At 76.5% G+C, this 26,617-nt stretch carries 20 protein-coding genes; 13 read left to right on the forward strand and 7 right to left on the reverse strand.

Annotated features, from left to right (window positions below; translation table 11 throughout):
• The first annotated feature begins 184 nt into the window (after positions 1-184).
• From LPU61_RS16910 to LPU61_RS16950, 9 genes are all read left to right on the forward strand, one after another.
• Entirely contained in the window at positions 185-1,459 is a 1,275-nt protein-coding gene (locus LPU61_RS16910; RefSeq protein ID WP_043968997.1) for an ATP-grasp domain-containing protein, read from the forward strand.
• Complete coding sequence (locus LPU61_RS16915; protein ID WP_229405452.1) at positions 1,456-2,307, forward strand: Rossmann-like domain-containing protein; 852 nt, start codon at positions 1,456-1,458, stop codon at positions 2,305-2,307. Before LPU61_RS16910 ends, LPU61_RS16915 begins: the two co-directional genes overlap by 4 nt.
• A complete protein-coding gene (locus LPU61_RS16920; protein ID WP_043968999.1) occupies positions 2,304-3,377 on the forward strand; it encodes a PLP-dependent cysteine synthase family protein in 1,074 nt (357 codons plus the stop codon). The genes LPU61_RS16915 and LPU61_RS16920 overlap by 4 nt, the downstream gene beginning before the upstream one ends.
• On the forward strand, positions 3,374-4,426 hold the full coding sequence (locus LPU61_RS16925; RefSeq protein WP_229405453.1) for an enolase C-terminal domain-like protein: 1,053 nt from the start codon (positions 3,374-3,376) through the stop codon (positions 4,424-4,426). Before LPU61_RS16920 ends, LPU61_RS16925 begins: the two co-directional genes overlap by 4 nt.
• Entirely contained in the window at positions 4,423-5,670 is a 1,248-nt protein-coding gene (locus LPU61_RS16930; RefSeq protein ID WP_229405454.1) for an MFS transporter, read from the forward strand. The genes LPU61_RS16925 and LPU61_RS16930 overlap by 4 nt, the downstream gene beginning before the upstream one ends.
• Positions 5,667-6,494 carry a methyltransferase domain-containing protein gene (locus LPU61_RS16935; RefSeq protein WP_229405455.1) on the forward strand — a complete coding sequence of 276 codons (828 nt, stop codon included), beginning with the start codon at positions 5,667-5,669 and terminating at the stop codon, positions 6,492-6,494. Before LPU61_RS16930 ends, LPU61_RS16935 begins: the two co-directional genes overlap by 4 nt.
• Positions 6,495-6,615: 121 nt before the next feature.
• A complete protein-coding gene (locus LPU61_RS16940) occupies positions 6,616-8,181 on the forward strand; it encodes an ABC transporter substrate-binding protein (RefSeq protein WP_229405456.1) in 1,566 nt (521 codons plus the stop codon).
• Positions 8,178-9,128 carry an ABC transporter permease gene (locus LPU61_RS16945; protein WP_229405457.1) on the forward strand — a complete coding sequence of 317 codons (951 nt, stop codon included), beginning with the start codon at positions 8,178-8,180 and terminating at the stop codon, positions 9,126-9,128. Before LPU61_RS16940 ends, LPU61_RS16945 begins: the two co-directional genes overlap by 4 nt.
• On the forward strand, positions 9,125-11,758 hold the full coding sequence (locus LPU61_RS16950) for an ATP-binding cassette domain-containing protein (protein ID WP_229405458.1): 2,634 nt from the start codon (positions 9,125-9,127) through the stop codon (positions 11,756-11,758). The genes LPU61_RS16945 and LPU61_RS16950 overlap by 4 nt, the downstream gene beginning before the upstream one ends.
• Before the next feature lie 122 nt (positions 11,759-11,880).
• On the opposite strand, the gene LPU61_RS16955 is transcribed toward LPU61_RS16950, so the two are convergent.
• Together LPU61_RS16955 and LPU61_RS16960 are read right to left on the reverse strand one after the other, a co-directional pair.
• On the reverse strand, positions 11,881-12,150 hold the full coding sequence (locus LPU61_RS16955; RefSeq protein ID WP_043969611.1) for a transglycosylase: 270 nt from the start codon (positions 12,148-12,150) through the stop codon (positions 11,881-11,883).
• Complete coding sequence (locus LPU61_RS16960; protein ID WP_082106783.1) at positions 12,147-12,602, reverse strand: STAS domain-containing protein; 456 nt, start codon at positions 12,600-12,602, stop codon at positions 12,147-12,149. Before LPU61_RS16960 ends, LPU61_RS16955 begins: the two co-directional genes overlap by 4 nt.
• 152 nt (positions 12,603-12,754) lie before the next feature.
• Here LPU61_RS16960 and LPU61_RS16965 point away from each other — a divergent pair, with 152 nt between their 5' ends.
• The 4 genes from LPU61_RS16965 (at position 12,755) to LPU61_RS16980 (ending at position 16,448) form a co-directional block, all read left to right on the forward strand.
• Positions 12,755-13,441, forward strand: a complete 687-nt coding sequence (locus tag LPU61_RS16965) for a response regulator transcription factor (protein WP_043969003.1) — start codon at positions 12,755-12,757, stop codon at positions 13,439-13,441.
• Positions 13,438-14,817, forward strand: coding sequence for a cell wall metabolism sensor histidine kinase WalK (locus LPU61_RS16970; protein WP_043969004.1), 1,380 nt, complete (start codon positions 13,438-13,440; stop codon positions 14,815-14,817). The genes LPU61_RS16965 and LPU61_RS16970 overlap by 4 nt, the downstream gene beginning before the upstream one ends.
• Positions 14,814-15,389: a GerMN domain-containing protein gene (locus LPU61_RS16975; RefSeq protein WP_043969005.1), complete on the forward strand. Its 576-nt coding sequence runs from the start codon at positions 14,814-14,816 to the stop codon at positions 15,387-15,389. The genes LPU61_RS16970 and LPU61_RS16975 overlap by 4 nt, the downstream gene beginning before the upstream one ends.
• Positions 15,390-15,563: 174 nt before the next feature.
• On the forward strand, positions 15,564-16,448 hold the full coding sequence (locus LPU61_RS16980) for a ribosome-inactivating family protein (RefSeq protein ID WP_144420438.1): 885 nt from the start codon (positions 15,564-15,566) through the stop codon (positions 16,446-16,448).
• Positions 16,449-16,496: 48 nt separating this feature from the next.
• On the opposite strand, the gene LPU61_RS16985 is transcribed toward LPU61_RS16980, so the two are convergent.
• From LPU61_RS16985 to LPU61_RS17010, 5 genes are all read right to left on the reverse strand, one after another.
• Positions 16,497-18,785, reverse strand: a complete 2,289-nt coding sequence (locus LPU61_RS16985; RefSeq protein ID WP_305071948.1) for a helix-turn-helix domain-containing protein — start codon at positions 18,783-18,785, stop codon at positions 16,497-16,499.
• A 379-nt stretch (positions 18,786-19,164) separates the two neighbouring features.
• Positions 19,165-21,441, reverse strand: coding sequence for a glycoside hydrolase N-terminal domain-containing protein (locus LPU61_RS16995; RefSeq protein WP_229405459.1), 2,277 nt, complete (start codon positions 21,439-21,441; stop codon positions 19,165-19,167).
• A gap of 38 nt (positions 21,442-21,479) precedes the next feature.
• Positions 21,480-22,487: a LacI family DNA-binding transcriptional regulator gene (locus LPU61_RS17000; RefSeq protein ID WP_082106879.1), complete on the reverse strand. Its 1,008-nt coding sequence runs from the start codon at positions 22,485-22,487 to the stop codon at positions 21,480-21,482.
• Positions 22,488-22,536: 49 nt separating this feature from the next.
• A complete protein-coding gene (locus LPU61_RS17005; RefSeq protein WP_229405461.1) occupies positions 22,537-25,020 on the reverse strand; it encodes a glycoside hydrolase family 3 C-terminal domain-containing protein in 2,484 nt (827 codons plus the stop codon).
• Between the two features lie 241 nt (positions 25,021-25,261).
• Positions 25,262-26,473, reverse strand: a complete 1,212-nt coding sequence (locus tag LPU61_RS17010; RefSeq protein ID WP_229405462.1) for an ROK family transcriptional regulator — start codon at positions 26,471-26,473, stop codon at positions 25,262-25,264.
• Positions 26,474-26,617: the final 144 nt, after the last annotated feature.

The raw sequence follows: 26,617 nt of genomic DNA on the forward strand, positions 1-26,617 counted from the left end.
GGCGACGGCGCGTGACGGGGGAAGCCTGCTCCGGAGTTTCTCATTCTCGCGGGCTCCCGGCTGTCCGCGCGGCGACGGATGCGCGGCGACGGACGGGCGGGCGGCGGCGCGGCGGACTTTACAACGAAAACCGTTTCCAACAAGATGTACGCGGGACGCCACCGCAACAGGACGGGAGTCGTTGATGGGTCACCTGCTGGTCATCGAGAGCTGGGTGGGCGCGATGAGCGCCCTGCTGCCGAGGGCGATCCGGGAGGACGGTCACCGGTTCACGTTCCTCACCCGCGACCTGCACCACTATCTGCGGGCGACGCCGCCCGGCGAGGTCCACCCGCTGCTTGCCGCCGACAACGTGGTCACCGCCGAGACCAACGACCCGGCGGCGCTCGCCGCACACGTCGCCCGGCTGCACACCGCCCTGCGCTTCGACGGGGTGCTCACCTCCTGCGACTACTACCTGCACACCGCCGCCGAGGTCGCCGCCCACCTCGGGCTGCCCGGCCCCGACCCGGCGGCGGTGCGCCGCGCGTACCGCAAGGACCTGGCCCGAGAGGCGATGCGCCGGGCGGGCCTGCCCGGGCCGGCGTTCGCGGTCACCGACGGCTGGGCGGACACCCTCGCCGCCGCCGAGCGGCTCGGCTTCCCGCTGGTGGCCAAGCCCGTCGACCTGTGCGCCGGCATGTACGTGCGCGCCGTCGCCGACCCGACGCAGCTGCGCTCGGCGTACGACGCGCTGGCCGGCTTCGGCGTCAACGCCCGCCGGCAGCCCCGGGTGCCGCTGGTGCTGCTGGAGGAGCTGCTCACCGGCCCGGAGGTGAGCGTCGAGACGGTCACCTGCGACGGCGTCACCACGGTCGTCGGGGTCACCGACAAGAGCCTCGCCGGCGCGCCCGCGTTCGTCGAGAGCGGGCACATGTTCCCCGCCGACCTGCCCGCCGGCGACGCCCGCGCCGCCGCCGACGCGGCCGTCGCCGCGCTCGCCGCCGTCGGCCTCACCCACGGCGTCGCCCACACCGAGCTGCGCCTGACCCCGGCCGGGCCCCGGGTGGTCGAGGTCAACCCCCGGCCCGCCGGCAACCAGATCACCGAACTCGTCCGCCGGGTCACCGGCATCGACCTGCCGATGGCGTACGCGCGCCTCGCCCTCGGCGAGCGCCCCGACACCACGCCGGTCGACACCGGGGTACGCAGCGCCGCCATCGCGTTCCTGCTGCCGCCCCGGGCCGGCACCGTCGACACGATCACCGGCACCGACCGGCTCGCCGACGACGGTGGCGTCGTGGACTGGGCGGTCAGGCCCGCCGGGCACCGCACCGGCGACGCCAGCAGCAACAACAGCTACCTCGGCCACGTCATGACCGTCGACACCGACGGGCCGGGCGCGCGGGCCCGCGCCGAGGCGCACGTCGCCGCCCTCGACGTCCGGTACGCCGACCAGCTCGCCGGGGCCGCCGCGTGACCGCCCCGGCCGCCGGCCCCACCGTCGCCGTCCCGGCCCACGACAGCCTCGACGACCTGGTGGCGGCGGTGCTCGCCGGTCGCCTCGGCCCCGACCCGGCGGGGGAGCGGGTCAGCGTCGGGTTCGTCACCCGGCAGGGCGCCCGCCACCCCGGTCGCGCCCGGGGCTACCGCAACCACGTGCTCGGCCTGCGGGTCGACGCCGCCGTCGGCTCCTGCGCAGTCGAGCCCGACGAGCTGCCCGACGACGTCGCGTACGACTGCGTGGGCGCCAGCGTGGCGGAGTTGCTGGCCCACCCGAGCCTGCCGGTGCGCGTCGCCGCGCTCGACGCGTACCTGATGGGGGTGCGCCCGCACGCGGGCGCGGCGACGGACGTGGTGACCGTTCCCGCCGGCACGTCGCTGGCCAAGTCGGCCGCCCGCGCCGCCGCCGTGGTCGACCTGCTCCCCGCCGAACCCGGGCGGACCGTGCTCGTCGTCGGCGTGGTCAACTCCCTGCTCGACCAGCTGCGCCGGCGCGGCCTGCGCTACCTGCCGTGCGACCTGGCCGGCGGGCGCACCGAGTGGGACGAGCCGTGCCTGCCCGACGCGGCGGCGCTGCTGGAGCGCTGCGACGCGATCCTCGCCTCTGGCATGACCCTCGGCAACGGCACCTTCGCGCCGCTGCTGCGCCACGCCCGGGCCACCGGGGTCCCGCTGGTGGCGTTCGCCCAGTCCGGCAGCGCGGTCCTGCCGTGCTTCCTCGGGGCCGGGCTGACCGCCGTGTCGGCGGAGCCGTACCCGTTCTTCTGGCTCGACGGCGGCCCCACGCCGCTCTACCGCTACCGCGCCGACCGGGAGGGCCGATGACCGCGCCGCAGCTGCTCGACCTCGTCGGCGGCACGCCGGTGGTGCTCGTGGACGCCCCGCTGCCGCACCCGCACCCCGGCTTCCTGGCCAAGGTGGAGTGCCTGAGCCCCGGCGGAATGAAGGCCCGCGCGGCGGTGTCCATGCTGGCCGGCGCGCGCTCGCGCGGCGAGCTGGTCCCGGGGGCCCCGGTGGTGGAGTCGACCAGCGGCACCATGGGCGTCGGCCTCGCCTTCGCCGGGCAGGCCCTCGGCCACCCGGTGGTGCTGGTCGTCGACCGGGAGCTGGAGCCGTCCATGCGGGCGCTGCTGCGCGCCCACGGGGCCCGGCTGGAGGTGGTGGACGCCCCGCACCCCGCCGGCGGCTGGCAGCAGGCCCGCCTCGACCGGCTGCTCCGCGTGCGGGCCGCGCTGCCCGGGGCGTACTGGCCCGACCAGTACCGCAACCCCGACAACGCGGCCGGCTACGCCGGGCTCGCCGACGAGATCGTCGCCCAGGTCGACGCCGTGGACACGCTGGTGTGCAGCGTCGGCACCGGCGGGCACAGCGCCGGCCTGGCCCGCGCGCTGCGCCGGCACTGGCCCCGGCTGCGCCTGATCGGGGTGGACACCGTCGGCTCCACCATCTTCGGCCAGCCCGCCCGCGCCCGGCTGATGCGCGGCCTCGGCAGCAGCATCCACCCCCGCAACGTCGACTACGCCGCCTTCGACGAGGTGCACTGGGTCGGCCCGGCCGAGGCCGTCCAGACCTGCCGGCGGCTGGCCCGGCACGCATTCGTCACCGGCGGGTGGAGCACCGGCGCGACCGCCCGGGTCGCCGCCTGGGCGGCGCGGACCCGGCCCGGGGACCGGGTCCTCGCCGTGTTCCCCGACGGGCCGCACCGCTACCTCGACTCCATCTTCGACGACGACTACTGCGCCCTGCGGGGGCTGCTCGGCCCCACCCGGGGCCACCCCGTCGAGATCCCCCACCCCCGGGCGGTGGAGGTCACCCGGTGGAGCCGGTGCCGCACCGTCGTCGACCCCCGCCGCCGGCCCGCCGAGCCGGCCCGAGGGCAGCGGGTGCCGGCGTGAACCTCGACTGGCGGGCCTACCCGCTGCCGCTCGCCGAGCCGCTGCGCATCTCCCGGTCGGTCATGGCCCGTCGCGACGCGGTGGCCGTGCGGCTGACCCACGACGGCGGCACCGGCCACGGCGAGGTCGTCACCAGCGCGTACCAGCGTCTCGACCTGGGCCGCATCGACGCGCTGCTGACCGCCCTGCGTCCCCGGGTCACCGGGTACGCCGACCCGGAGGCGCTGCGCGCCGACCTACCGGCCCTCGCCGCCGACCTGGCCGACGCGCCGGGGGTGCTGGGCGCGCTCGACGCGGCCGTGCACGACCTCGTCGGGCGGCGCGCCGGGGTGCCCGTGTGGCGGCTCGTCGACGCCCCCGCGCGGGAGGCGGCCTCGACCGCGTACACGATCGGGCTGGTGCCGCCCGCCGACGCCGCCGCCACCGCGCGGCGGCTCGTGGCGGCCGGCTTCACGGTGCTGAAGGTCAAGGCCGGGGCGGACGACGACGTCGCCCGGGTCGCCGCCGTGCGGACCGCCGCCCCGGCGGCCCGGCTGCTGCTCGACCCCAACGGGGCGTGGACGCCCGAGCGGACCGTCCGGGTCCTCGACGCAGTCGCCGCCTGCGCCGTGGACGCCGTCGAGCAGCCCGTCCCGCCCGGCGACCCGGACGCGCTGGCCTGGATCGGCGCGCGGGTCGTGGTGCCCGTCGTCGCCGACGAGGACGTCGCCACCGTCGCCGACGTGCACCGCCTCGCCGGGGCCGTCGCCGGCATCAACGTCAAGCTCGCCCGCTGCGGCGGGATCGACGCCGCGCGCCGGCTGATCGACACCGCGACCGGGTACGGCATGGACGTCATGCTCGGCTGCCTGGTCGCCAGCACGCTCGGCATCGCCCCGGCGCTGCACCTGGCCGGGCACGCCCGCTGGGTGGACCTCGACGGGCACCTGCTGCTCGCCGACGACCCCTGGACCGGCATCGGCGGCGCCGACGGCACCCTGCGTACGCCCGGCGGGCCCGGTCTCGGCGTGCGCCCGGCGTGGGCCGACCGGCAGGCGGTGGCCCGATGATCGCGACCTGGACGACGCTGCGCGGCTTCCCCCCGGCGATCCGGTTGCTGGTGGTCAACCAGCTCGGCGTGAACGTCGGCTTCTACATGCTGCTGCCCTACCTCGCCGGCTACCTCGCCGACGACCTCGGGCTGTCCGCCGCCGTGATCGGCCTGGTCCTGGGCGTGCGCAACCTCAGCCAGCAGGGAATGTTCCTGCTCGGCGGCTCCGCCTCCGACCGGCTCGGCGCGCGCGGGGTGATCATCGTCGGGTGCGCGCTGCGCGCCGTCGGCTTCGGCGTCTTCGCGGTCGGGGTGTCGCTGCCGGCGTTGCTGGCCGCCTCCGTGCTCTCCGGCCTGGCCGGTGCGCTGTTCAACCCGGCGGTGCGGGCCTACCTCGCCCAGGCCGCCCCGGACCGGCGGGCCGAGGCGTTCGCGCTGTTCAACGTGTTCGCCAGCGCCGGGTCCCTGCTCGGGCCGCTGATCGGCAGCGCGCTGCTGCTGGTCGACTTCCGGGCCGCCGCCCTCGCCGCGGCCGGCGTGTTCGCGGCGCTGACCGTGGCCCAGGCCCTGGTGCTGCCGCCGCAGCCGGCCCGCAGCAGCGGGCAGGGCGTGCTGGGGGACTGGCGCGAGGCCGTCACCGACCGCCGCTTCCTCGCCTTCACGCTCGCGCTCAGCGCGATGTTCGCCCTGCAGAACCAGCTCTACCTGGTGTTGCCCGTGCGGGCGGAGGAGGCCGGCGGGCATCCGCTGGCCGTGGCGTCGCTGTTCGTCGTGTCCACGGTGGTGACCCTCGCGTGGCAGGTGCCGGTGACCCGCTGGCTGCACCGCCGCCTCGCCCGGGGCCCGGCCATCGCGCTCGGGCTGGCGGTGATGGGCGGGGGCTTCGTGCTGCCGCTCGCGCCGGTCGGCGGCCCCGCCGGCCCCGTCCGGCTCGCGCCGGTGCTCGGCGCGGCCGTGCTGCTCGCCGTCGGGGTGCTGGTCGCCCAGCCGTTCGTGCTGGAGCTGATCCCGGCGTTCGCCCGCGACGGGCTCACCGGCACCTACTTCGGGCTGTTCTACCTGGTCTCCGGGGTGGTCGCGGCGGCCGGCACGACCGCCGTCGGCCGCGCCATGGACGACGGGTCCGGCTCCGGGGTGCCGGCGGTGGCGTGGCTGCTCTGCGCCGCGCTCGGGCTGGCCTCCGCGGCGGCCGTGTGGGTGCTGCACCGCCGGGGCGCGCTCGACCCGACGCCCGCGCCCGCCCCGTCGGCGGTGCCCGCATGAGCGGGGGAGCCGGCGGCACCGGACCGGCCGCCGCCGGAGCCAACCTGCTCACCGACAACCCCGAGCTGTACGAGGCGCAGTTCCCCGACCCGCAGCACGCCGCCGCCGGCTTCGTCGACGACCTGCTGCGCCGCCACGGGCCCCCCGGCCGCCGGCTGCTCGACGTCGGCTGCGGCACGGGCCGCGACGCCGGGCGGCTCGCGCAGCTCGGCTGGGCCGCCACGGGCATCGACACGTCGGCGGCGATGCTCGCCCATGCCCGCCGTCGGCACCCGCACGTCCGGTTCGTGGCCGCCGACATGCGCGGCTTCGACCTCGGGGACCGGTTCGACGCGGTGACCTGCCTGGACAGCGCCATGCTCTACTGCCACACCAACGCCGACCTCACCGCGTTCCTGGCCCGGTGCCACGCGCACCTGGCCCCGAGCGGGCTGCTGCTGGCCGAGATGCGCAACGGCGCGTTCTTCCTCGGCAACACCGAGCTGCTCGACGGCACGTCGGTGCGCACCGTGCCGTGGCGGGGCGTCGCGTACACGTCGCGGACCCGGCTGTGGATCGACCACGCGGAGCAGCTGCTGCGCCGGGAACGCGCCTGGAGCTGGCCGGGCGCGCCCGAGCCGCTGGTGCAGACCTCGGCCTGGCGGCTGCTGTTCCCCCAGGAACTGCGGCACCTGCTCGACACCGCCGGCTTCGACGTGTTGACGTTGTTCGATGGATCGGGTCCGCGTACCGCGCCGCCGTGGCGGCCCGGCGCGGCGCTGTCCACCGCCCTGCGCGGCGACCGGCTGCACCTGCTGGCCCGCCGCCGCCCCGATCCGGCCTGACCTGCACCGATCCGACCCGGCCCGCCCTGCGCAGCTCGGGCCCGGCCCGACCCCACCCGTTGTCCGGCGTCGCCGCCGGACCGGCCGCACCCCGACCGACCCGCTTCCCTGGAGGGACCCCGTGACATCCGTCATCCCCATGCCCGCCGCCCGGCTGACCCGGCGCGGCCTGCTCGGCGGCGCAGCCGCCGCCGTGTCGGCCACCCTGCTGGCCGGGTGCGGCGACAGCCCCGCCGACACCGCCTCCGACCAGCCGCGCCGGGGCGGCCGGCTGCGGGCCGTGTTCGCTGGCGGCGGCGCGCAGGAGACCCTCGACCCGCACCTGGCGAACCTGTTCAACGAGGCGTCCCGGGCCAAGGCGATGTTCGACAAGCTCGCCGACTACGGCCCCGACGTGTCGATCCGGCCCCGCCTGGCCAGCGGGTGGGAGCCCGACGCCGGCCTCACCCGGTGGCGGATCACCCTGCGCGAGGCCACCTTCCACGACGGCCGCCCCGTGCGCGCCGCCGACGTGCTGTACAGCTACGCCCGGATCACCGACCCCAAGCGCGCCTTCCGGGCCAGGGCCAGCCTGGAGCTGATCGACCTGCGCGCCAGCCGGGCGGTCGACGACCGGACCGTCGAACTCGCGCTGCGCCGGCCGTTCGCCGAGTTCCCCAACGTCCTGGCGGCCTTCGGCGCGTACGTGGTGCCCGAGGGCGCCGACGCCTTCGACCGGCCCGTCGGCTCCGGCCCGTTCGCCTTCGGCGCGTTCCAGCCGGGCCGGTCCCTGCTGCTCAAGCGGTACGCCGACCACTGGGACGGCGCGCCGCACCTGGACGAGCTGGAATATCTCGTGGCCAACGAGGAGTCCGCCCGGATCAACGCGCTGCTCGGCGGGCAGGCCGACTACGCCCACGACGTCACGCCCACCACCGCCCGCACCTACGCGGGCGACGCGCGGGTGCGGATCACCCGGATGGCCAACAGCACCATGCAGGCCCTCGCCATGAAGGTCGACCGGCCGCCGTTCGACAACCGGGACCTGCGCGAGGCGATGTTCCTGCTCACCGACCGCCAGCAGCTCGTCGACACCGTGCTGTCCGGCGCCGGCCAGGTCGGCAACGACCTGTTCGGCAAGGGCTACGAGCACTACGCCGACGACATCGCCCAGCGCGTGCCCGACCTCGACCGGGCCCGCTTCCTCGTCGATCGGGCCGGCGCCCGGGGGCTGCGCATCCCGCTGGACACCGCCCCCGTGGCCAGCGGCTTCGTGGAGACCGCGAGCGTCTTCGCCGAGCAGGCCCGGCAGGTCGGGTTGACCGTCGAGGCGCGCAGCGGCAACAAGGACACCTACTGGAAGGACATCCTGACGGGCGGGGTGCTCGCCTGCTACCGTTCGGGAGCCATGCCCATCGAGACTCATATATCTCAGCGGCTGCTGAGCACGTCCACCACCAACGCCACCCGGTGGCGGCGGCCCGACTTCGACGCGCTCTACGCCCGCGCCGTGTCCAGCCCCGACGAGCAGACCCGCCGGCAGGCGTACGGCGACATGCAGCGCGTCCTGCACGCCGAGGGCGGCTTCCTGGTCTGGGGCTTCGCCGACTTCCTCGTCGCGACCAGCCCCCGCGTCGGCGGGGTGTCCGCCGCCGCGCCGGCCAACACCCTCGACTGGGCGCGCTTCGACAAGGTCTGGCTGGGTTGAGCCTGCCCCGCTACGCCGTCCGGCGGGCCCTGGTCGGGGCCGGGCAGGTCGTCGGCGTCGCCACCGTCGTGTTCGTCCTGACCGAGGCGCTGCCCGGGGACGCCGCCGTGGTGATCGCCGGCGACCAGCCCGACCCCGCGCGCATCGCACTCCTGCGCGACCAGCTCGACCTGGACCGGCCCGCCTGGCAGCGCTACCTCGACTGGCTCGCCGACCTCGCCGTCGGCGACCTCGGCGTCTCGCTGGTCTCCCAGCGGCCGGTCGCCGGGGTCCTCGCCGCCGGGACCGCGCCCACCGTGCTGCTCGCCGCCGCGACCCTGCTGCTGCTCGTCCCGCTCTCCGTCGGGCTGGGGATGCTCGCGGCCCGGCGGGAGGGCGGCCGCCTCGACCGGGCGCTGTCCGCCACCGCCGTCGGCCTGTACGCGGTGCCCGAGTTCGCCCTGGCCCTGCTGCTCGTCGCCGTGTTCGGCGTACGGCTGGCCTGGCTCCCGCCCACCGCCGTGGGCACCGGCGGCGACCTGCTGTCCCGGCCCGCCGTGCTGGTGCTGCCCCTGGTGGTGCTGCTGGCCCGGCCGTTCTGCTCGCTGAGCCGGCTGACCCGCGCCGGCATGATCGAGGCGATGCGGGCGGAACACGTCGCGCACGCCCGGCGGCTCGGCGTGCCCGAGCGCCGGCTGCGGCTGGTCCACGCGCTGCCCAACGCCCTCGCGCCCGTCGCCCAGCAGCTCGCCCGCACCACCGACTGGCTGCTCGGCGGGGTGATCGTCGTCGAGGCGGTGTTCGTCGTCCCCGGCCTGGGCACCGCCCTGGTCGACGCGGTGACCGCCCGCGACGTGCCCACCGTGCAGGGGCTGTGCGTGCTGGTCGCCGTGACCACGGTGACGGTGAACCTCGCCGCCGACCTGGTGGCGTTCCGGCTCGCCCCGCGCGCCGGGGCCGCCGCGTGAGCCCCCTGCGCCGGGGCCGCGCCGTGGGCCCCGGGCGGCTCGCGGGTGCCCGCCGCCCGGCGCGGTCGCGGCTGCGCCTCGCCGTCGGCGTCGCGCTGCTCGCCGTACCCCTGCTGGTCGCCGTGGTGGGGCCGGCCCTGGTCGGCGACGCGGCACCGCGCGGACGGCCGTTCGACCCGGGCGGCGCGTTCGGCACCGACTTCGTCGGGCGCGACGTGCTGCGCCAGGTGCTGCTCGGCGGGCGCTCCGTGGTCGGCGTCGCGCTCGCCGCGACCGCCCTGGCGTACCTGGTGGGGGTGCCGCTGGGGCTGCTCGCCGCGCTGACCCGCCGCCGGTGGGTCGACGAGCTGGTCATGCGCCCGCTGGACCTGCTGCTCGCCGTGCCGTCGCTGATCCTGCTGATCCTGCTGGCGGCCGCCGCGCCGCGCGGGCCGGCCACCCTCGTCGGCATCGTCGCGGTGATCGGCCTGCCCGAGGTCGCCCGGATCAGCCGCGCCGCGGCGCTTCCGCTGGCGCACGGCCCCGCCATGGAGGCGATGCGGCTGTACCGGGAGACGTGGTGGCGGCGCGCCGTCGGCCACGTCGTGACCGGCAGCCGCCGGGTGCTGCTCGCCGACGCGGGCGTGCGGTTCATCGGCGCGCTGTACCTCGTCGCCACGGCCAGCTTCCTCGGCGTCGGCGTCGCCCCCGACGCCGCCGACTGGGCGGTCATGGTGGACCGCAACCGCGCCGGGCTGCTGCTGCAACCCTGGTCGGTGCTGGTGCCCGCCGCGCTCCTCGTCGCCCTCGCCGTCGGCGTCAACCTCGTCGCCGACCGGCTGCTCGCCGACCGCGACGCGGCGGCCGGCGCGGGGGCGGCCGGGGACGCGGGATCCCGTTCCGGGGCCGCCCGGGACGCGGCATCCCGGTGCGGGGCCGCCCACCGGGTCGCGCCCGGGGCACGCGTCCCCGCCGCCCGGGCGCCGCTCGACGACGCCGCCGCCGGGCCGGCCGTCGCCGCCGGCACGCCGACGCCGCCGGTGGACGCCTGCGCGGTCCGGGTGGTCGGCCTCGACGCCGAGGTCGCCGGGCGTCGCCTGCTCGCCGGGGTCTCGTTCACGGTGGCGGCGGGCGAGGTGCTGGCCCTCGTCGGCCGCTCCGGCAGCGGCAAGACCACCGCCGGCCGGGCGCTGCTGGGGGAGGCCGGCCCCGGCGTACGGCTCGCCGGCCGGGTGGAGGTGGCCGGCCGTCCCGTGTCCCCGGCGACCCCACCGCCCCCGGGCGTCGTCGGCTACGTCCCGCAGCAGCCGTCGGCGGCACTCAACCCCGTCCGCCGGATCGGCGCGGTGCTGCGCGAGGTCGCGCTGCGCCACACCCGGCCGGAGCAGCGGACGCCCGGCGGCCCCCCGGGCGACGCGACGGCCCGCGCGACGGTGAATCGGCGGTCGGCGGTGCGCCGGGCGGTGGCCGACGTGCTGGCCCGCGTCGACCTGCCCGCCGACCGGGAGTTCCTGCGGCGCTTCCCGCACCAGCTCTCCGGCGGCCAGCAGCAGCGCCTCGTCGTCGCCCACGCGCTGCTGGCCAGGGCACGCGTCCTGGTCGCCGACGAGCCGACCACCGGGCAGGACAGCCTCACCCGCCGCGACGTCGCCCACGAGCTGCGGACCCTCGCCGACGCCGGGATGGCGGTGGTGCTGCTCAGCCACGACCTGCACCTGGTGCGCGCCGTGGCCGACCGGCTGGTCGTCCTCGACGCCGGCGCGGTCGTCGAGGCAGGCCCGGCGGCCGACGTGCTCGCCGAGCCTCGGGACGAACGCACGCGCCGCCTGCTCGCTGGCGCCCCGGCCGCGCCGCGCGCCGCCGCCCCCGCCGCCGCACCGGCGCTGCGCGTGGGCGACCTGGCCGCCATCCACCGCGCCGGCGCCCGCCGCCGTACCGTGCTGCGCGGCGTCACCGCCACCGTCGCCCCCGGCGGATGCCTCGCCGTGGTCGGCCGCTCCGGCAGCGGCAAGACGACGCTCGCCCGCTGCGTCGCCGGGCTGCACCCGCCGCGCGGCGGAACCGTCGGCCTCGGCGGCCGGCCGCTGGCCGGGACCCTGGACCGGCGAACCCGCGCGGACCTCGCCGCCGTCCAGTACGTCTTCCAGGACGCCCGGGCCAGCTTCCACCCCCACCGGTCGGTCCTGGAGCAGGTGTCGAGGGCCGCCGTGCGGCTGCGCGCCCTGCCGCCGACCCGGGCCCGCGACGCCGCGCGCCGCGTCCTCGGGGAGGTCGGCCTCGCGGCGGACGTCGTCGCGCGTCGTCCCGACCGGCTCTCCGGCGGCGAGCTGCAACGCGCCGCCCTGGCCCGGGCGCTGCTGGCCGAACCCCGCGTGGTGATCTGCGACGAGATCACCTCAGGACTGGACACGGTCAGCCGGGACCGGATCGTGGCCCTCGTCGACCGGCTGCGCCGCGCCCACGGGCTGGCCCTCGTGGTGATCAGCCACGACCGCGACGTCGTCGCCCGCCTCGCCGACCACGTCGTCGTCCTGGACTCGGGGCAGGTCGTCGAGGCCGGGCCCGCGTCCGCCCTGCTCACCGCCGCCCGGCACCCGCTGACCCGGGCGCTGCTGCACCCGTCGGAGACCGGGACCGGCCCGCGGCCGTGATCGACGCGCGTCGAACGGTGGCGGGCGGTTCGTGGCCGGTTGCGGTGGAATCGCGTCGGCGTGTCGAGTACGGGAGGCGGCCGCGTTTCCCGGTCCGGCCCGGGCCGACGCGGACCGACCCGTCAGGCGGAGTCGGAACGGCCGGCGGTGGCCGCGACGAGGACGACACCGACCCCGGCCATCCCCGCCTGCACGACCACGTCGACCAGGCGGAACCCCTGCCCGTTCGCGCCGGCGAGACGAGCGACGACGCTGCCGGCCAGGGCGGCGACCACACCGACGACGAGGGTGAGCCACAGCGGCGCGGTCGGTCGGCCCGGCACGGCGAGCCGGCCGAGCGCCCCCACGACGAGCCCGACCACGACGGCGCTGACCAGCGCGGCGACGGTCACGCCCACTCCGCCGACCGGCGGGCGCGCCCCTGGCCGGCCGGTGCCGGGCGACGGCTGCCACCCCCGCCGCCCGGCACGACCGCCCGGCCGACCGGCGGTGCCACCGGACCGGGCCGTTCGGGGGACCCGGTCGCCGCGTCGCCGACGACGACCGGCAGCACCTGGTCCAGCCGGGCCGACTGCAGGATGCGCCGGATCCGGGGGTTCGGTTCGCGGACGGTGAGCACCCCGTCGGCGCGGGTCAGCCGCCGGTGCACGTCCAGCAGGAACCCGATGGCGGCGGCGTCGATGTGCCGGCAGGCGGACAGGTCCACCACGATCTGGGCGGGACGCAGCGCGAGCAGCCGGTCGAACACGGCGCCGGTCTCCGGCAGGCAGGCCAGATCGAACTCGGTCACGGCCACCTCGACCAGGGGGATCGTGCACTCCCGGCGTGCCAGCGGCGTCGTCACGGCCGTACCCCTTCCTCTCGCCCGACCGGTCCCCGCCACCGTGCCGGTCGGGGTTGGCGGGCACCGCGCGGACGTGTGACAGTTGCGTGACAAATCCGTCGTACGCGGGACACGATTGGCCGCCGGGCGACGGCCTTGGGGATGATGCCGTCATGACGGCCGTACTGGTGATCGAGGACGACGACCGCATCCGGCTGGCGCTGCTGCTCGCCCTGGAGGACGAGGGTTACGACGCCCGGGGCGCGGCGACCGCCGAGGAGGGGCTGCGCGCCCAGCGCCGTGACCCGGCCGACTACGTCCTGGTCGACCTGATGCTGCCCGGCCTCGACGGTTTCGAGTGCATCCGCCAACTGCGCCGCGACGACGACGTGCCGATCGTGGTGGTGAGCGCCCGCGACGACACCCACGACATCGTCGCCGCCCTGGAGGCCGGCGCGGACGACTACCTGGTCAAACCGGTGGCGATCAAGGAACTCACCGCCCGGCTGCGGGCCCTGCGCCGCCGCGCCCGCGCCGCCGCCCCGGTCCCCGCCGAGCCGGTGCCGGTCCTGGCGTTCGGCGACCTGGAGGTCAGCCCCGAGGCGGGCGAGGTACGCCGCGCCGGGCAGCGGGTGCCGGTGACCCGCACCGAGTTCCGGCTGCTGTGCGAGCTGGCCGAGCACGCCGGCCGGGTGCTGTCGCGCCAGCAACTGCTGCAACGGGTCTGGGGCTACGACACCGGCGACGAGCGGCTGGTCGACGTGCACGTCGGCCGGCTGCGGCAGAAGATCGAGTCGGATCCGGCCAATCCCGAACACCTGGTGACCCTGCGCGGGCTCGGCTACAAGCTGCGCCGATGAGCCCGCTGCGCCGCCCGCCCCGGCTCCGCCTCGGCCTGCGCGCCCGGGTCATGGCCGCGTTCGCCCTGGGCGCGCTGCTGCTGGCCGCGTCGATGGCCCTGATCTCCTACGAGCTGACCCGCCAGTCGCTGATCGACGAGCGGGAACGCACCGCCGTGCGGGCCGCGTACTTCGACGCCGCCGTGGTGCGCAGCGGCCTGGACACCGACGCCCCCGACGTGGTGGAGGTGCTGCGGTCGCTGGACACCGGCAGCAGCAGGCGGGCCCTGCTGCACCTGGACGGCAGGTGGCACGCCCGCATCGCCGACTCGGGCCTCACCGCCGCCGTCCCGCCGGAGCTGCAACAGCTCGTCGGCTCGGGGCAGCCGGCCGTGCAGCGGGTCCGCGTCGACGGCCAGACCGCCCTGCTGGTCGGGGTGCCGCTGTCCGGCTCGGCGACGTACTACGAGGTCAACTCGCTGTGGGAGCTGGAACGGACCTTCCAGGCGCTGGCCCTGGCTCTGACGGCGGTGGCCATCCTCGTGGCCGGCTCCGGGGCGGCCCTGGGCTGGTATGCGACGCGGCACGGGCTGCGCCCCCTCACGGCGGTCGCGGACGCCGCGGAGAAGATCGCCGCCGGTGACGTCACCGCCCGCCTCGACCCGGCCACCGACCCGGACCTGACCCGGCTGTCCACCTCGTTCAACCACATGGTCGACCAACTGGCCCGCCGGATCGAGCGGGACCGCCGCTTCGCCGCCGACGTCAGCCACGAGCTGCGCTCGCCGCTGCAGACCCTCGCCGCGGCGGCCAGCGTCCTGCAGCGGCGGCGGGAACACCACGACGAGCGCACCGCCGTGGCCGCCGGCCTCGTCGCCGACGAGATCGACCGCTTCCAGCGGCTGGTCAACGACCTCATCGACCTGGCCCGCAGCGACCAGCCCGCCCACCGCGCCCCGGTCGACGTGGCCGACCTTGCCCGGCGCGCCTGCGCCGGCCACGACCTGCCGCCCACGCTGGTCCGCCTCGCGGCCGGCACCCCGGCCACCTGGCGGGTGGAGCGGCGTCGCGTCGCGCAGGTGCTGGCCAACCTGCTCGACAACGCGGTGCGCTACGGGGCGGGCCCGGTGGCGGTGCGGCTGTCACGCGACGGCGACACCGGCGTCATCGAGGTGGACGACGACGGCCCCGGCGTGCCGGTCGAGGACCGGGCCGCCATCTTCGACCGGTTCGTCCGGGGCCGGGCCGCCCACGCCCGGGGCGCCGGCGACGGGACCGGCCTCGGCCTGGCGCTGGTCGCCCAGCACGCCGCCGCCCACGGCGGCACGGCCGGCGTCGACGACCGCCCCGGCGGGGGAGCGCGGTTCCGGGTGGCCCTGCCGGGGAGCCTCGCGTGAGTCGCCGTGCGGCGCGGGCGCTGCTGTCGGCCCTCGTGGTGGCCTGCACGGTGGCGGCCTGCGGGGTGCCGGCCGAGGACACGCCCCGGGCCGTCGAGGCCCCACCCGGGCCGTTCCCGTCCCCCGCGACCGTCGACGGCCCCGCGACGGTCGGCCCGGTCACCGTGACGCTGTGCTTCGTGCGGGACGACCGGCTGGTCCCGGTGGACCGGCGGGTGGGCCGCCCCCTCGACGCCGAGGCCCAGCTGCGGGACCTGCTCGCCGGACCCAGCGCCGTCGAGCGGGACAGCGGTCTGACCAGCGCGTTGCCGGGGGCGATCGGTGCCGGCGTGGTGGGCGTCGCCGACGGCCAGGCACGCGTACGGGTCGACGGGACCGGCGACGACACCGGCCGCAGCGACGAGGTGCTCGCGTTCGGTCAGATCGTCTGCACGCTGGCCGCCCGCGACGACGTCGACGCCGTGGCGTTCCTGCGTGACGGCCGCCCCCTCGGGGTGCCGCGCGCGGACGGCTCGCTGTCGGCCCAGCCGCTGACCCCCGCCGACTACGCCGCGCTGACCGCGACCCGCTGACCGTCGGCCCCGATGGCCGTCGCATGTGGACGGCGGAGTGTGGACGGTCACTGTCGCCGAGTTCTGCGTGTCTTCTGCGTGGTGCCCCGCCCGGCGCGCCGGTTGGATCGACGTTGCCCGCCAGACAGCGTCGCGGCGTCGGCCGCCGACCGCACCTGCGAAAGGACCACGATCGTGTCACTGCTCCATGCGTGCAGAGGAAGCGGACGGCGGATCAGCGCCCTGTTCGTCGCCCTCGTCATGATGCTCGGCATCGCCACGGTGCCGCAGTCGCCCGCCCACGCCCAACCCGGCGACAGTCTGTCGATCATCGACTGGAACATCTCCAGGATCACCGACGGCGGCGACGTCCACGAGAGCCGCTACTTCAACATGATCGCCGCCATCCACACCTACAGCGGCAACTACATCGCCAACGAGGTGATGCAGACCAACGGCAACTACCGCGGCATGATCCAGGTGCGGGTGCTCGACACCAACAACGCCCACCTGGTCTCGCTCTACTTCTGGGTCGACAACCTGTACCTGGCGGCGTGGTACTCCCCGACGAACAACCGGCACTACCTGTTCAGCCAGGGCGACCGGTGGCGAAACGTCGTCAGCGTCCTCGGCCTCGACGTCAGCCGGATCACGGTGTACAACATGGACGGCAACTACAACGAGCTGGTGGGTGGCAACTCCCGCAGCACGCTGGTGACGAACCCGCAGCGGATGTACGACAGCCTGCGCACCCTCGGGCGGACCACCACGCTCAACAACGACGTCAGCGCGGCGCTGGTCCAGGCGATCACGATGACCTCCGAGGCGGCGCGGTACTCCCCGATCCTGGACACCATCCGGTACAACATCCGTTACGCCAACCGGCTGCAGTCCCTGCCGCTCAACGACGACAACGTCTGGCTGACGACGCACTGGGGGACGGTGTCCGCGTTCGTCCACCGGGTGCTGATGAACCCGTCCGGGCAGATGATCGTGCTCTACGGACGGATCGTCATCACCACCCTCGCCGGGCTGATCAGCTGGCTCAAGTGGGTGGAGATCAACGGGTACATCGTCTGACCCTGGTCCGGGCCCTGCGACCCGCCGACGGCGGGTCGCGGGGTGTCGCTAACGTGCCGAAGCGCCCAGCGCGTCGAGCTGCTGCGCCGTCTCCCGCTGGCCCGCCTCGTCGCCGAGCTCCCGCTGCAACCGCATCGTCGCGCGCAGGTCGGCCGCCGCGGCCGGCCGGTCGCCCAGCCCCTCGTGGGCGGTGGCCCGCAACCGCAGGACGGCGACGGTGAACTTCTGGTGCCGCAGCTCCTCGTTGAGGCGCAGCGCCTCGTCGGCCAGCTCGACCATGCGTTGCCACTGGTCCAGCCCGCCGTGCAGCTCGATCATCGCCTGCATCGCCGACAGCTGGCTGATCAGCACGATGTGCCGGGGCAGGGCGGTCTCCGGCGTGGTGACGATCTCGATCACCTCGGCGTACGCGGCGAGGGCCTCCTCGTACCGGCCGGCGTCGCGTAGCGTCCGGCCGAGTATCACCAGCGACTGCGGCAGGCCCTGCCAGTCCCGCACCGACCGGAACAGGGCGACCGACTCCTGCGCGTGCCGCATCGCGACGTCGAACCGGCCCAGCCGGGCGCTCGCGTACGAGCAGTAGAACCGCGCCCAGCCCTGCTGGTCCTCATCGCCAGCCCGGCGGGCGTGCTCGTACGCCAGTTCGGCCTGGCGCAGCCCCTCCTCCGGCTCGCTGCGCGGGTAGATGTACGCCCAGGCCAGGTAGCCCCGGTGCACCGCCCGCAGGTGGTCGTCGTCGAGCCCGTCGGCGGCGGCGCTGGACAGCGCGAACACCTCCGCCCAGTGCTCCCAGTGCGCCCACAGGTCGGAGAACCAGTGCAGGGACTCGGCGACGTCGACGACCCGCTGGTGGGCGCCCTCGGCGGCGGCCCGGCGCAGGGCGGGCAGCCAGTTGTCGCCCTCGGCCTGGAGCCACTCGCGGGCGGTGTCGGCCGAGTCCAGCTCGACGTACCGGGTCGCGCCGGGCGCGGGAGCGCCGTACGCGGGCTCGAACCACCGGCCGGCGACGATCGTCGTGTCGAGCAGCCAGTCCGCCGCGCGCCGGTCCGCGTTCGCCCGGTCCTGGGCGGACTCCTCCCGCTCCAGTTCCCCCTGGGCGTAGAGGCGCAGCAGGTCGTGCAGGAAGAACCGCCCGTCGCCGCTCTGCTGGAGCAGGCCCAGGTCGATCAGCTCGTCGAGCGCGTCCTCGGTGCGCGTCGGCGTCTCCTCCACCAGCACGGCGGCCAGCTCCACCGCCGTGCTGGGGCCGGGCACGGCCGCGAGCCGCCGGAACAGCCGTCGGCCGATGCCCGAAAGCTGCTGGTACGACAGCGCGAACGCCGCCTTCACCTGGAGGTCGCCGACGGCGAGCGCGTCGAGCCGGTGCTCGTGCGCGGACAGCCGGGTGACCAGGTCACCGGCCGTCCAGGCGGGGCGGCTGGCCAGCCGGTTGCCGGCGATCCGCAACGCCAGCGGCACGTGGGCGCACAGGCGGGCGAGCTGCCGCAGCCCGTCGGCGTCGGCGGTCCGGTGGGTGACGATCCCGGCGAGCAGCGCGACGGAGGCGGCCTCCGGCAGCGGCTCCAGCGGCAGCCGGTGCACGCCCTCCAGTCCGCCGAGGGTGCGACGGCTGGTCACCACGACCGCCGCCGGTCCCTCCGCCGGCAGGGCCGGGCGCACCTGCCCCTCGTGCGCGGCGTTGTCCAGCAGCACCAGGATCCGCCGCCCCCCGACGACGGTACGCCACAGCGCGGCGGCGTCGTCGACGTCCCGGGGGGTCGGGCCGGCGCCCGGCTCGACGGCGTGCACGAGCCGGTCGAGCACGGCCGTGGGGGTCAGTGGCCGGGCGTCGAGGCCCCGCAGGTCGAGGAAGAACTGGCCGTCGGGGAAGGCGTCGGCGGTCTGGGCGGCGGCCTGCACGGCCAGGGACGTCTTGCCGAGCCCGGGCGCCCCGCTGACCAGCACCACCGGGGCCGGCAGCCCGGCGCGGGCCGCCTCGACCAGGGCCCGGACGCTGTCGAGTTCCGCGCGGCGGCCGGTGAAGTCCGCGACCCGCCGGGGCAGCGGACACCGCCCCTGGGCGGCCGGCTGCCCGCGGCGTCGCCCGGCCCGGGCCGCGCCGGTCAGCGCCGCGTGCTGTTCGGGGCTGAGGGCCAGGGCGTCGGCGATCGCCGTGACGGTGCGGGCCTGCGGGCCCTGGCTGACGCCGCGCTCCATGTCGCTGATCGCCCGGTCGCTGACGCCGGACCGCTCGGCGAGCTGCTCCAGGGTCAAATCCGCGGCGAGTCGCAGCGTGCGCAGCAGCGGCCCGAAGGCAAGGCCCTCCACCGGCGGGTCTTCCCGAGGAACTGCGGTCACCGCCCCATGCTCGCACGCCGGGAGCGGGCCGCCGCTGTCGCGTCCGATGGCTCCCGCGGCGAGCCGCGCGTGGTGCCTCAGGGGGTGGTGCTCAGGTCTGTGCCCGTGCGGTCGATCGCATTCCGTGACGGTGCGGGGTCGGTCGGGAGGAACGCTCGATGTTGCTCTGGGTGACGAACTGCCGACCCCAGCGCACCGCTTGTCGGCCCTTTGCTCTGCACCCACCCGCGCAACACCGCGCCCGATCTGCTCCTACCGGGGACGGCGCGGGGTCCGGGGCGCGGCATTGGGTTACGCTGCGTGAAGCGTTGCGTCCGTGGGTGCAGAGCAAAGGAGGCGGTGGGAGTGGTGGGGGCAGGCCCGGCGCAACCGCGTTGCGTCACGTGCCGTCGGTGCGGGGACCGAAGACCAGTTCCACCGGTCGGCCGGCGGGCAGCTCGACCGCCACGTCCCCGTACGGGCTGGACACCGTGAGCCGCTGGTCGACGGGGGAGAGCAGCCGGGCCCGCACCGACGAGGCGTCCCAGGCCAGCTCCTCGACGGTGACCCGGCCCCGGCAGGTCGCCCCGCGCAGCACCCCCCGGTCCAGGCCGGGCAGCGGGGCCGGGAGCAGCCGTACGCGGCCGGGCCGGGAGTGCACCAGCGACTCGATCAACACGCCGGGCAGGGCGTGCGCGGCGTCGGCGTTGTAGGTCTCCCGGCCCGGGTTGTGCGAGCTCATCAGCGACCGGAAGAACATGTCGTTGCCGAGGATCTTGGCCACGTTCTCCCCGGCCAGCGCGCCGTCGCGCAGGCGTGCCGCGACGAGCGCCCGGTGCAGGCTGCCGTGGGCGGAGAGGTTCTCGTCGCCGCGCAGGACCAGCGCGCGGCGCGCGGCGGCGGCCAGCTCGGGGGTGTCGTCCGGGTTGATCTCGTCCAACGGCCACACAGGGTAGAGGTGGCTGACGTGCCGGTGGTCCTCGTCGCTGCGGTAGCCCGGCCAGGCCCACTCCGCCAGCGCGCCGCGCTCGTCGACCCGGTACGCGGGCAGCCGCCCCCGCAGCGCCGCCCACCGGTCGGTGCCGGTGACGGCGTCGGCGGTGGCCAGGGCGTGCCGGGCGGCGGCGATGTCCATCGTGGCGTTGACCGCCAGGTGCACCGGCCGGCCGTCGTCGTCCAGCGGGCCGGTCTCGGCCGAGTACGACGGCACCACGACCACCGTGCCGTCGGCGGCGGATACGGTGAGCACGTCGGCGAAGAACGCGGCGGCCTCCGTCAGCCAGCCGGCCAGCTCGCCGAGCGGCTCCCCGGTCACCAGGTGGTGCTCGTACAGCGGGAAGAGCAGCCAGTCCGCGCCGGGCAGCCACGCGGCGAACGGCCAGTCGTCGTGCATGTGGAACAGGTGCCCGTGCTCCCCGTCGGTGCGGCTCGGCGCGAGCAGGCCCCGCGCGCCGTAGATCGCCTCGGCGTTGCGCCGCCAGTCGTCGACCTGCGACCCGATCAGCCGCGCGTACGCCTCGCTCACCTCGGGCAGGCCCCCGATGTTGGCCCCCGCCAGTTGCAGGTTGAGGTTGGCGTCGGTGGTGAAGTCGCCCGCCCAGGCCGCGTCCCACGAGCCGAGCCACAGCCCGGTCAGCCGGGGCGGCAGGACGCCGCTGGCACTCAGCAGCAGGTACCGCCCCGCGTGGAACAGCCGCTCCACCAGCGCCGGGTAGGGCCGCTGCGGGTCGGCGGCCTGCCGGGCGAGCAGCTCGCCGACGGGCAGCTCCCGCTCGGCGGCCGGCACGGCCAGGTCCAGGCTGGCCCGGTCGTAGGCGGGGGAGTGCCGGGCGGCGTGCCGGGCGAGGAGGTCGGCGTACCCGGCGGGGGAGCGGACGCGCAGCGTCTCCTCCAGCTCGGCGGTGCGCCACGGCGGCGTGCCGGGCCGGTCGAGCACCATGGTGAGCAGCGCCGGCCCGCGCACCGCCACCCGGTCGCCGAGCACCCGCACGTCGCCGGTGAGCAGGGCCAGGCCCTCGAAGCCGTACGCACCGCCCACCGGCGGGTAGTGGCCGCGGATGCGCAGGAAGGCGTCCTGGCCGCGCTGGTACGCCGCGGTCTCGTAGCGGACGTCCGCCGGGCGGCCGGGCAGGTCGCCGGTGAGCCCCACCACGCAGTCGCCCGCCTCCAGCCGCAGCACCACCAGGCCGTCGGCGCGGGAGACGAAGCCGCGCCGCTCGCCGCCGGCCCACTCGACGACGACCTCCCCGGTGCGGAAGTCGGTGCTCCGCCGGTACCCGGCCGGCAGCGCCGCCGCGCCCGCCCCCGCTGCTCCGCCCGCCCCCGCTGCTCCGCCCGGCCCCGCCGCGTCGATCGTCACCGCGAAGCCCGGGTGGAACGACTGGGTCCAGCGCAGCTCCCGGCCGCCGCCGAGCAGCCGGCTCGCCTCCGCCCGCCGGCCGGCGAGCGCCAGCTCGCGGACCCGGGGCAGCAGGTGGGCCAGCCGGGGCGGCCGGGCGTCGTGGGTGCCGTTGGGCAGCACGAACCGGTGGTGGTTGACGACGACCCGCTCGGCGTGCGGATCGCCGAGCACCATGATCCCGTACTCGCCGTTGCCGGACAGGAAGGCGTCCTCCCAGCCGGCGGCGGGGGCGTCGTCCCAGATCCCGTGGGCGGACGCGGGCAGGGCAGCCGTCATCGACGGTCCTCTCTGGGGAGGGGTGGGGTGGGCAGCGGTCAGCGGGGCGCGGCGGCCGTGCTGTCCCGGATCGTCAACCGGGGTTCGAGTAGCGTCGCGTCGGGCACCGGCTCGCCGTGCACCTTGCGCATGAGCAGCGACACCGCCTGCTGGCCGACCTCCTCGGCCGGCAGGGGCACCGACGTGAGCCGGGGACTGGCCTGCTCGGCGAACTGGTCGGGGCAGATGCCGACCACCGACACGTCTTCCGGCACGCGCCGGCCGAGGGTGGGCAGCGTCGCCAGCACGGGACCGACGGCCGACTCGTTCTGCACGATCAGCCCCGACAGGTCCGGCCACCGCTCGAACAGCTCCACCAGCTCCCGACGTACGGCCGCCGTGCCCTCCTCGCAGGGCCGGACCACGGTGTCGACGCCGAGCCGCGCGGCGGCGTCGAGGATGCCGTTGCGGGTGCGGTGCGCGAATCCGGTGCCCCGGTCGTAGACGGCGGCCGGGGCGCCGAGCAGGGCGATCCGCCGGTGGCCCAACCCGGCCAGGTGCTCGACGCAGACCACGCCGGCCCGGTGGAAGTCCAGGTCGACGCAGGTCAGGCCGGTGGGGTCGGCCGGGAAGCCGATCAGCACGCTGGGCCGGCCCAGCTCCCGCAGCAGCGGCACCCGCGAGTCGTGCATCTCCACGTCCATCAGCAGGAGACCGTCCACCATGGCGCTGGCCGCGATGCGGCGCAGCCCCGCCGGCCCCTCGTCGGAGGTGACCAGCAGCACGTCGTGCTCGACGGTGCGGGCGGTGGTCACCACCGCCATCGCGAACTGCATCACCACCGGCACCTGCATCCCGGAGCGCAGCGGCAGCACCAGCGCGACGACGTTGGCCCGCCGGCTGGCCAGGGCGCGTGCGCCGGCGTTCGGGTGGTAGCCGAGCATCCGGATGCTGGCCAGCACCCGGTTGCGGGTCACCTCGGAGATCGCCCGCTTGCCGCTGAGCACGTACGACACGGTGCTGACGGCGACCCCGGCGTGCCGGGCGACGTCGGAGATGGTGACCAGGTCGGGTGACTTCGCCGGCCGCGCCGCCGTGGGCAGGCGCGGGCCGTGGTCACCGGGACCGGCCGGCACCCGTGGCCTCCCGCGCCGGGGCGTCGGCGGCGGACGCCGCCCGGACGCGGAGCGTGCCGACGAGCCGGATGTCGGTGGCGGACCGGCCGACCAGCACGGTGTGCGCGGCGTCCTCCACGACCCGGGCGCCCCGGGTCTCGTCCCACCAGCCCAGGTCGGCGGCGCGCAGCCGCAGCCGGACCACCCGGCGCTCGCCGGGGGCGAGGGCGACCCGCGCGAAGCCCCGCAGCTGGCGCAGGGGCTGCTTGACCCGGGAGCGCCGCTGCCGGGTGTAGAGCTGCACGACGTCCTCCCCCGGCCGGTCGCCGCTGTTGGTGACCTCGACGCGCACCTCGACCTCCCCGTCGGCGGCCACCGACGCCGCGCTGAGTCGCAGGTCAGCGTAGTCGAAGCGGGTGTAGCCGAGCCCGTGGCCGAGCGGGTACAGGGGGTCGCCCCGGTGGTAGAGGTAGGTGGCGTCGGCGTCGATGATGTCGTAGTCGAGCAGGTCGGGCAGCTCGGTGGCGTCGGCGTACCAGGTCTGGGTGAGCCGGCCGCCCGGCTCGGCGTCGCCGAGGAGCACGGCGGCCAGCGCCGCGCCGTGCTCCTGGCCGCCGTGCGCCGACCACAGCACCGCCGGCAGGTGGGCGTCGGCCCACCCGATCGCGTACGGGTAGCTGCTAATCAGCGCGAGGACGGTGCGGGGGTTGGCGGCGTAGGCGGCGCGCAGCAGCGCCTCCTGCCCGGCCGGCAGCGCCAGGTCCACCCGGTCCTCGGTCTCCCGCCCGTTGACCATCGGGTGGTTGCCGAGGGTCACCACCACGACGTCGGCGTCGGCGGCCAGGGCGGCCGCCTCGGCGGCGCCGTCGGCGATCAGCTCCACGGCGAACGGGGTGGCCGCGCCCGGCTCGGCGGCGTCGGCGCGCAGCCGCCCGTCGGGGCCGACGGCGACGTACCGGCCGGTGGCGAGGTGGTGCAGGAGCACCGTGCCGTCGGGGCCGGGCCGGAACCGGAAGGTCTCCCGGACGATCCAGCCGCCGGGGCCGGTGCGGTCGTTGACCAGACCGGCGTCGTCGTCGCCCCCGACGTGCCGGCCGTTGGCGACGGCGCGCAGCGCCACCGCGTCCCCGCCCCAGTCGAACACGTCGAACCAGGTCGCCTCGGTGGCGGCGGTGGCGTCGAGGGCGAGCGGGCCGCCGTCGGGGTCGGTCGCGCAGCGCACGTACCGGTCCCCGGCGCGCAGGGCGATCCGGTCGGCGCCGCTGTGGGTGGTGACGGTGTCGACCCGCGCGGTCAGGGCGTCGAGGGTGCTGACCGCGTACGGCAACGTGCCGCTGTACCAGTCGGTGTGCACCGCGTCGGCGAGCGGGCCGAGCACGGCGACCCGCAGCCCCGGCCGCGGGGTCAGGGGCAGCAGGCCGTCGTTGCGCAGCAGCACGACGCACTGCCGGGCGGCCTCGCGGGCCAGTTCCCGGTGCGCGGGGCAGTCGACGACGTCGGGCGTCACCCCGGCCCACGGGTCCTCGTGCGCCGGGTCGAGGTCGCCGAGGCGCAGCCGGACGCCGAGGATCCGCCGGACCGCCCGGTCCACGTGGGCGGTGGTGATCAGGCCCCGCTCCAGCGCCTCGGCGATCCGGCCGGTGGTCAGGGCGCTGTTCGTGTCGTCCTCGGTGAAGTTGTCGATGCCGGCGCGTAGCGCGGCGGCGAAGCCGTGGACGTGGTCGGGCTCGCGGCCCTGCACCCCGGCGATGTTGGTGGCCGCCCCGGCGTCGCCGACGACCATGATCTCGTCGGCGGCCATCGGGCGCAGCTCGCCCTCGATCAGCGGGCTCAGGTGCGCCGGAGTGCCGTTGACCAGGTTGTACGAGGCCATCACGGCCACCGCCGCCCCGGCGGCCAGGGGCGCCCGGAACGCCGGCAGCTCGTATTCGTGCAGCACCCGTGGGGGCAGGTCGCTGGAGGTGGTGGCGCGGTCGGTCTCGTTGTTGTAGCCCAGGAAGTGCTTGAGCGTCGGCGCGGTCCGCAGCCGGTCGGGGTGGTCGCCGCGCAGACCCCGGGCGTACGCGGTGGCGAGGTGCCCGGTGAGCCACGGGTCCTCGGACCAGCCCTCCTCATTGCGCCCCCAGCGGGGGTCGCGCAGCGGGTTGACCACGGGCGCCCAGACGTTCAGCCCGACCCGTTCGGGGTCGGCGTGGTGCTTGGCGCGCACCTCGGCGCCGACGGCGGCGCCCACCGACCGCACCAGCTCGGCGTTCCAGCTGCTGGCCAGCCCGATCACCTGCGGGAAGACCGTGGCCGTGCCGAGCCAGGCCACCCCGTGCAGCGCCTCGGTGCCGGTGCGGAACGGCGGCAGCCCGAGCCGGTCGACCGGGGCCTGCCACTGGTGCAGCAGCCCGATCTTCTCGGTCAGGGTGAGGCGGGCCAGCAGGTCGTCGACGCGGGCGGCGGGGGACGGGCCGGGCGTCCGGCCGGTGCTGTCGGTCATGGTGGATCGGTTACCTTCCATGGGCTAGCGATGCCCGGGCGGCAGGTCGAAGCGCTTCGACGACCGTCGTGACGGGTGGCATCGCGGGGTGGTGGTGTGCGGGTGTCGACCCGGACGCGGTGAAGCGCTTCGACAACCGACGAGGAACCAGGCCGCCTCGTCTGCCCGGACGGGACGGCTGCTCCGAGGTTGGCACCACCGGGCCGATGCGGTCAAGGCCTGACGGTGACGGGTTCCGGCGTCAGCGGGCGGGCAGGCGGCCACTCTCGACGGTGGCCAGGGCGGCGGTGGCGCCGCCGAGCGCGGCGGCGGTGCCCCCCAGCGTGGACGCCTCCAGCCGGCACCCGCCGGCCTCCGGGGCGAGCGTGCGGGCGGCCAGCTCGGCCCGGGCCGCCGGCAGCAGCCACGGCCCCAGCGTCGCGAGATGGCCTCCGACCAGCACCGCCTCGGGGTTGAGCAGGTCGGCCAGCACGGCGACGGCGTGGCCGAGGTGGCGGCCGGTCTCGGCCAGCCCGGCGCGTACGGTCGGGTCGTCCTGCCCGGCCAGGGCCTTCAGCCGGTCGAGCTCGGGCAGGAAGTCGGTGACGGGGCCGTCCTCGGCGGTGTCGGGCAGCAGCCGGCGCACCACGGCCGGCAGGCCGACCAGCGCCTCCAGGCAGCCGGAGCGCCCGCAGGCGCAGGCGGGGCCGGTCGGGTCGAGGCACAGGTGCCCGATCTCGCCGGCGAAGCCCCGGCTGCCGCGCAGCAGCCGGCCGTCGACGATCGCCCCGGCGCCGATCCCCGCGCCGCCGGTGAGGTGGACCAGGTCGGTGGCCCCGGCCTGGGCGCCGTGCCGCTGCTCGGCCAGGGCGGCGAGGTTGGCCTCGTTGTCCACGGCGACGGTGAAGTCCGGGTCACGCAGCGCGGCGCGCAACTGGTCGGCGAGGGGCACGTCGCGCCAGCCGAGCGCGGGGGACAGGGGCACGCAGCCGGCCGCGTCGACCAGGCCCGGCACCCCGACGGTCAGGCCGAGCACGGCCCGCCCCTCGCCGGCGACGCGGGCGGTGGCCCGACGGGCCAACGCGGCGAGGGCGCGGACCGTCTCGGCCGGGGTCGCGGCCGGCGCGGCGAAGGCGCGCCGCCAGGTGAGCAGCCGGTTGCCGCCGAGGTCGACCGCGACCGCCGCGAGCTCGTCGGCGCCGACCTGGAGGCCGAGGGCGGCGTACGGCTCGCCGTCGAGGACGAGCATGGTGGCGGGGCGGCCGATCCGGTTCTCGGTCAGCCCGGTCTCGCGTACCAGCCGGCGCTCGATCAGCTCGCCGACGAGGCTGGAGACGGTGGCCTTGTTGAGCCCGGTGCGGGCCGCGATGTCGGCCCGGGAGCAGGGGGCGTGCACCCGGACGTGCCGCAGCACCACGGCCCGGTTGGCGACCCGCACGTCGCCGAGGTCCGTCGGCTGCGGGTCGTTCTGCATGCTGATCAAGATGTGCCCGCTCCCTGCGCTGCCGGTGCGCGATCCCCGGTCGGTCCGCGCGTCCATCATCGCGCACCGCGGCACCCCAGCGGACCACCGCGCGCGGCACGTCGCCTCGCGGTCGCCGCTCCCTTGTGGGTCGGA

Origin of the sequence: Micromonospora sp. NBRC 110038, from assembly GCF_020884815.1 — a bacterium.
In the GTDB taxonomy this organism is placed as follows: domain Bacteria; phylum Actinomycetota; class Actinomycetes; order Mycobacteriales; family Micromonosporaceae; genus Micromonospora; species Micromonospora haikouensis.

What these genes read in the sequence shown, in the direction of transcription:
- LPU61_RS16910 (WP_043968997.1), top strand. Translation starts at nt 185, where the DNA reads ATGGGTCACCTGCTGGTCATCGAGAGCTGGGTGGGCGCGATGAGCGCC.
- LPU61_RS16920 (WP_043968999.1), top strand. Translation starts at nt 2,304, where the DNA reads ATGACCGCGCCGCAGCTGCTCGACCTCGTCGGCGGCACGCCGGTGGTG.
- LPU61_RS16930 (WP_229405454.1), top strand. Translation starts at nt 4,423, where the DNA reads ATGATCGCGACCTGGACGACGCTGCGCGGCTTCCCCCCGGCGATCCGG.
- LPU61_RS16935 (WP_229405455.1), top strand. Translation starts at nt 5,667, where the DNA reads ATGAGCGGGGGAGCCGGCGGCACCGGACCGGCCGCCGCCGGAGCCAAC.
- LPU61_RS16965 (WP_043969003.1), top strand. Translation starts at nt 12,755, where the DNA reads ATGACGGCCGTACTGGTGATCGAGGACGACGACCGCATCCGGCTGGCG.
- LPU61_RS16970 (WP_043969004.1), top strand. Translation starts at nt 13,438, where the DNA reads ATGAGCCCGCTGCGCCGCCCGCCCCGGCTCCGCCTCGGCCTGCGCGCC.
- LPU61_RS16995 (WP_229405459.1), bottom strand. Translation starts at nt 21,441, where the DNA reads ATGACGGCTGCCCTGCCCGCGTCCGCCCACGGGATCTGGGACGACGCC.
- LPU61_RS17005 (WP_229405461.1), bottom strand. Translation starts at nt 25,020, where the DNA reads ATGACCGACAGCACCGGCCGGACGCCCGGCCCGTCCCCCGCCGCCCGC.
- LPU61_RS17010 (WP_229405462.1), bottom strand. Translation starts at nt 26,473, where the DNA reads ATGCAGAACGACCCGCAGCCGACGGACCTCGGCGACGTGCGGGTCGCC.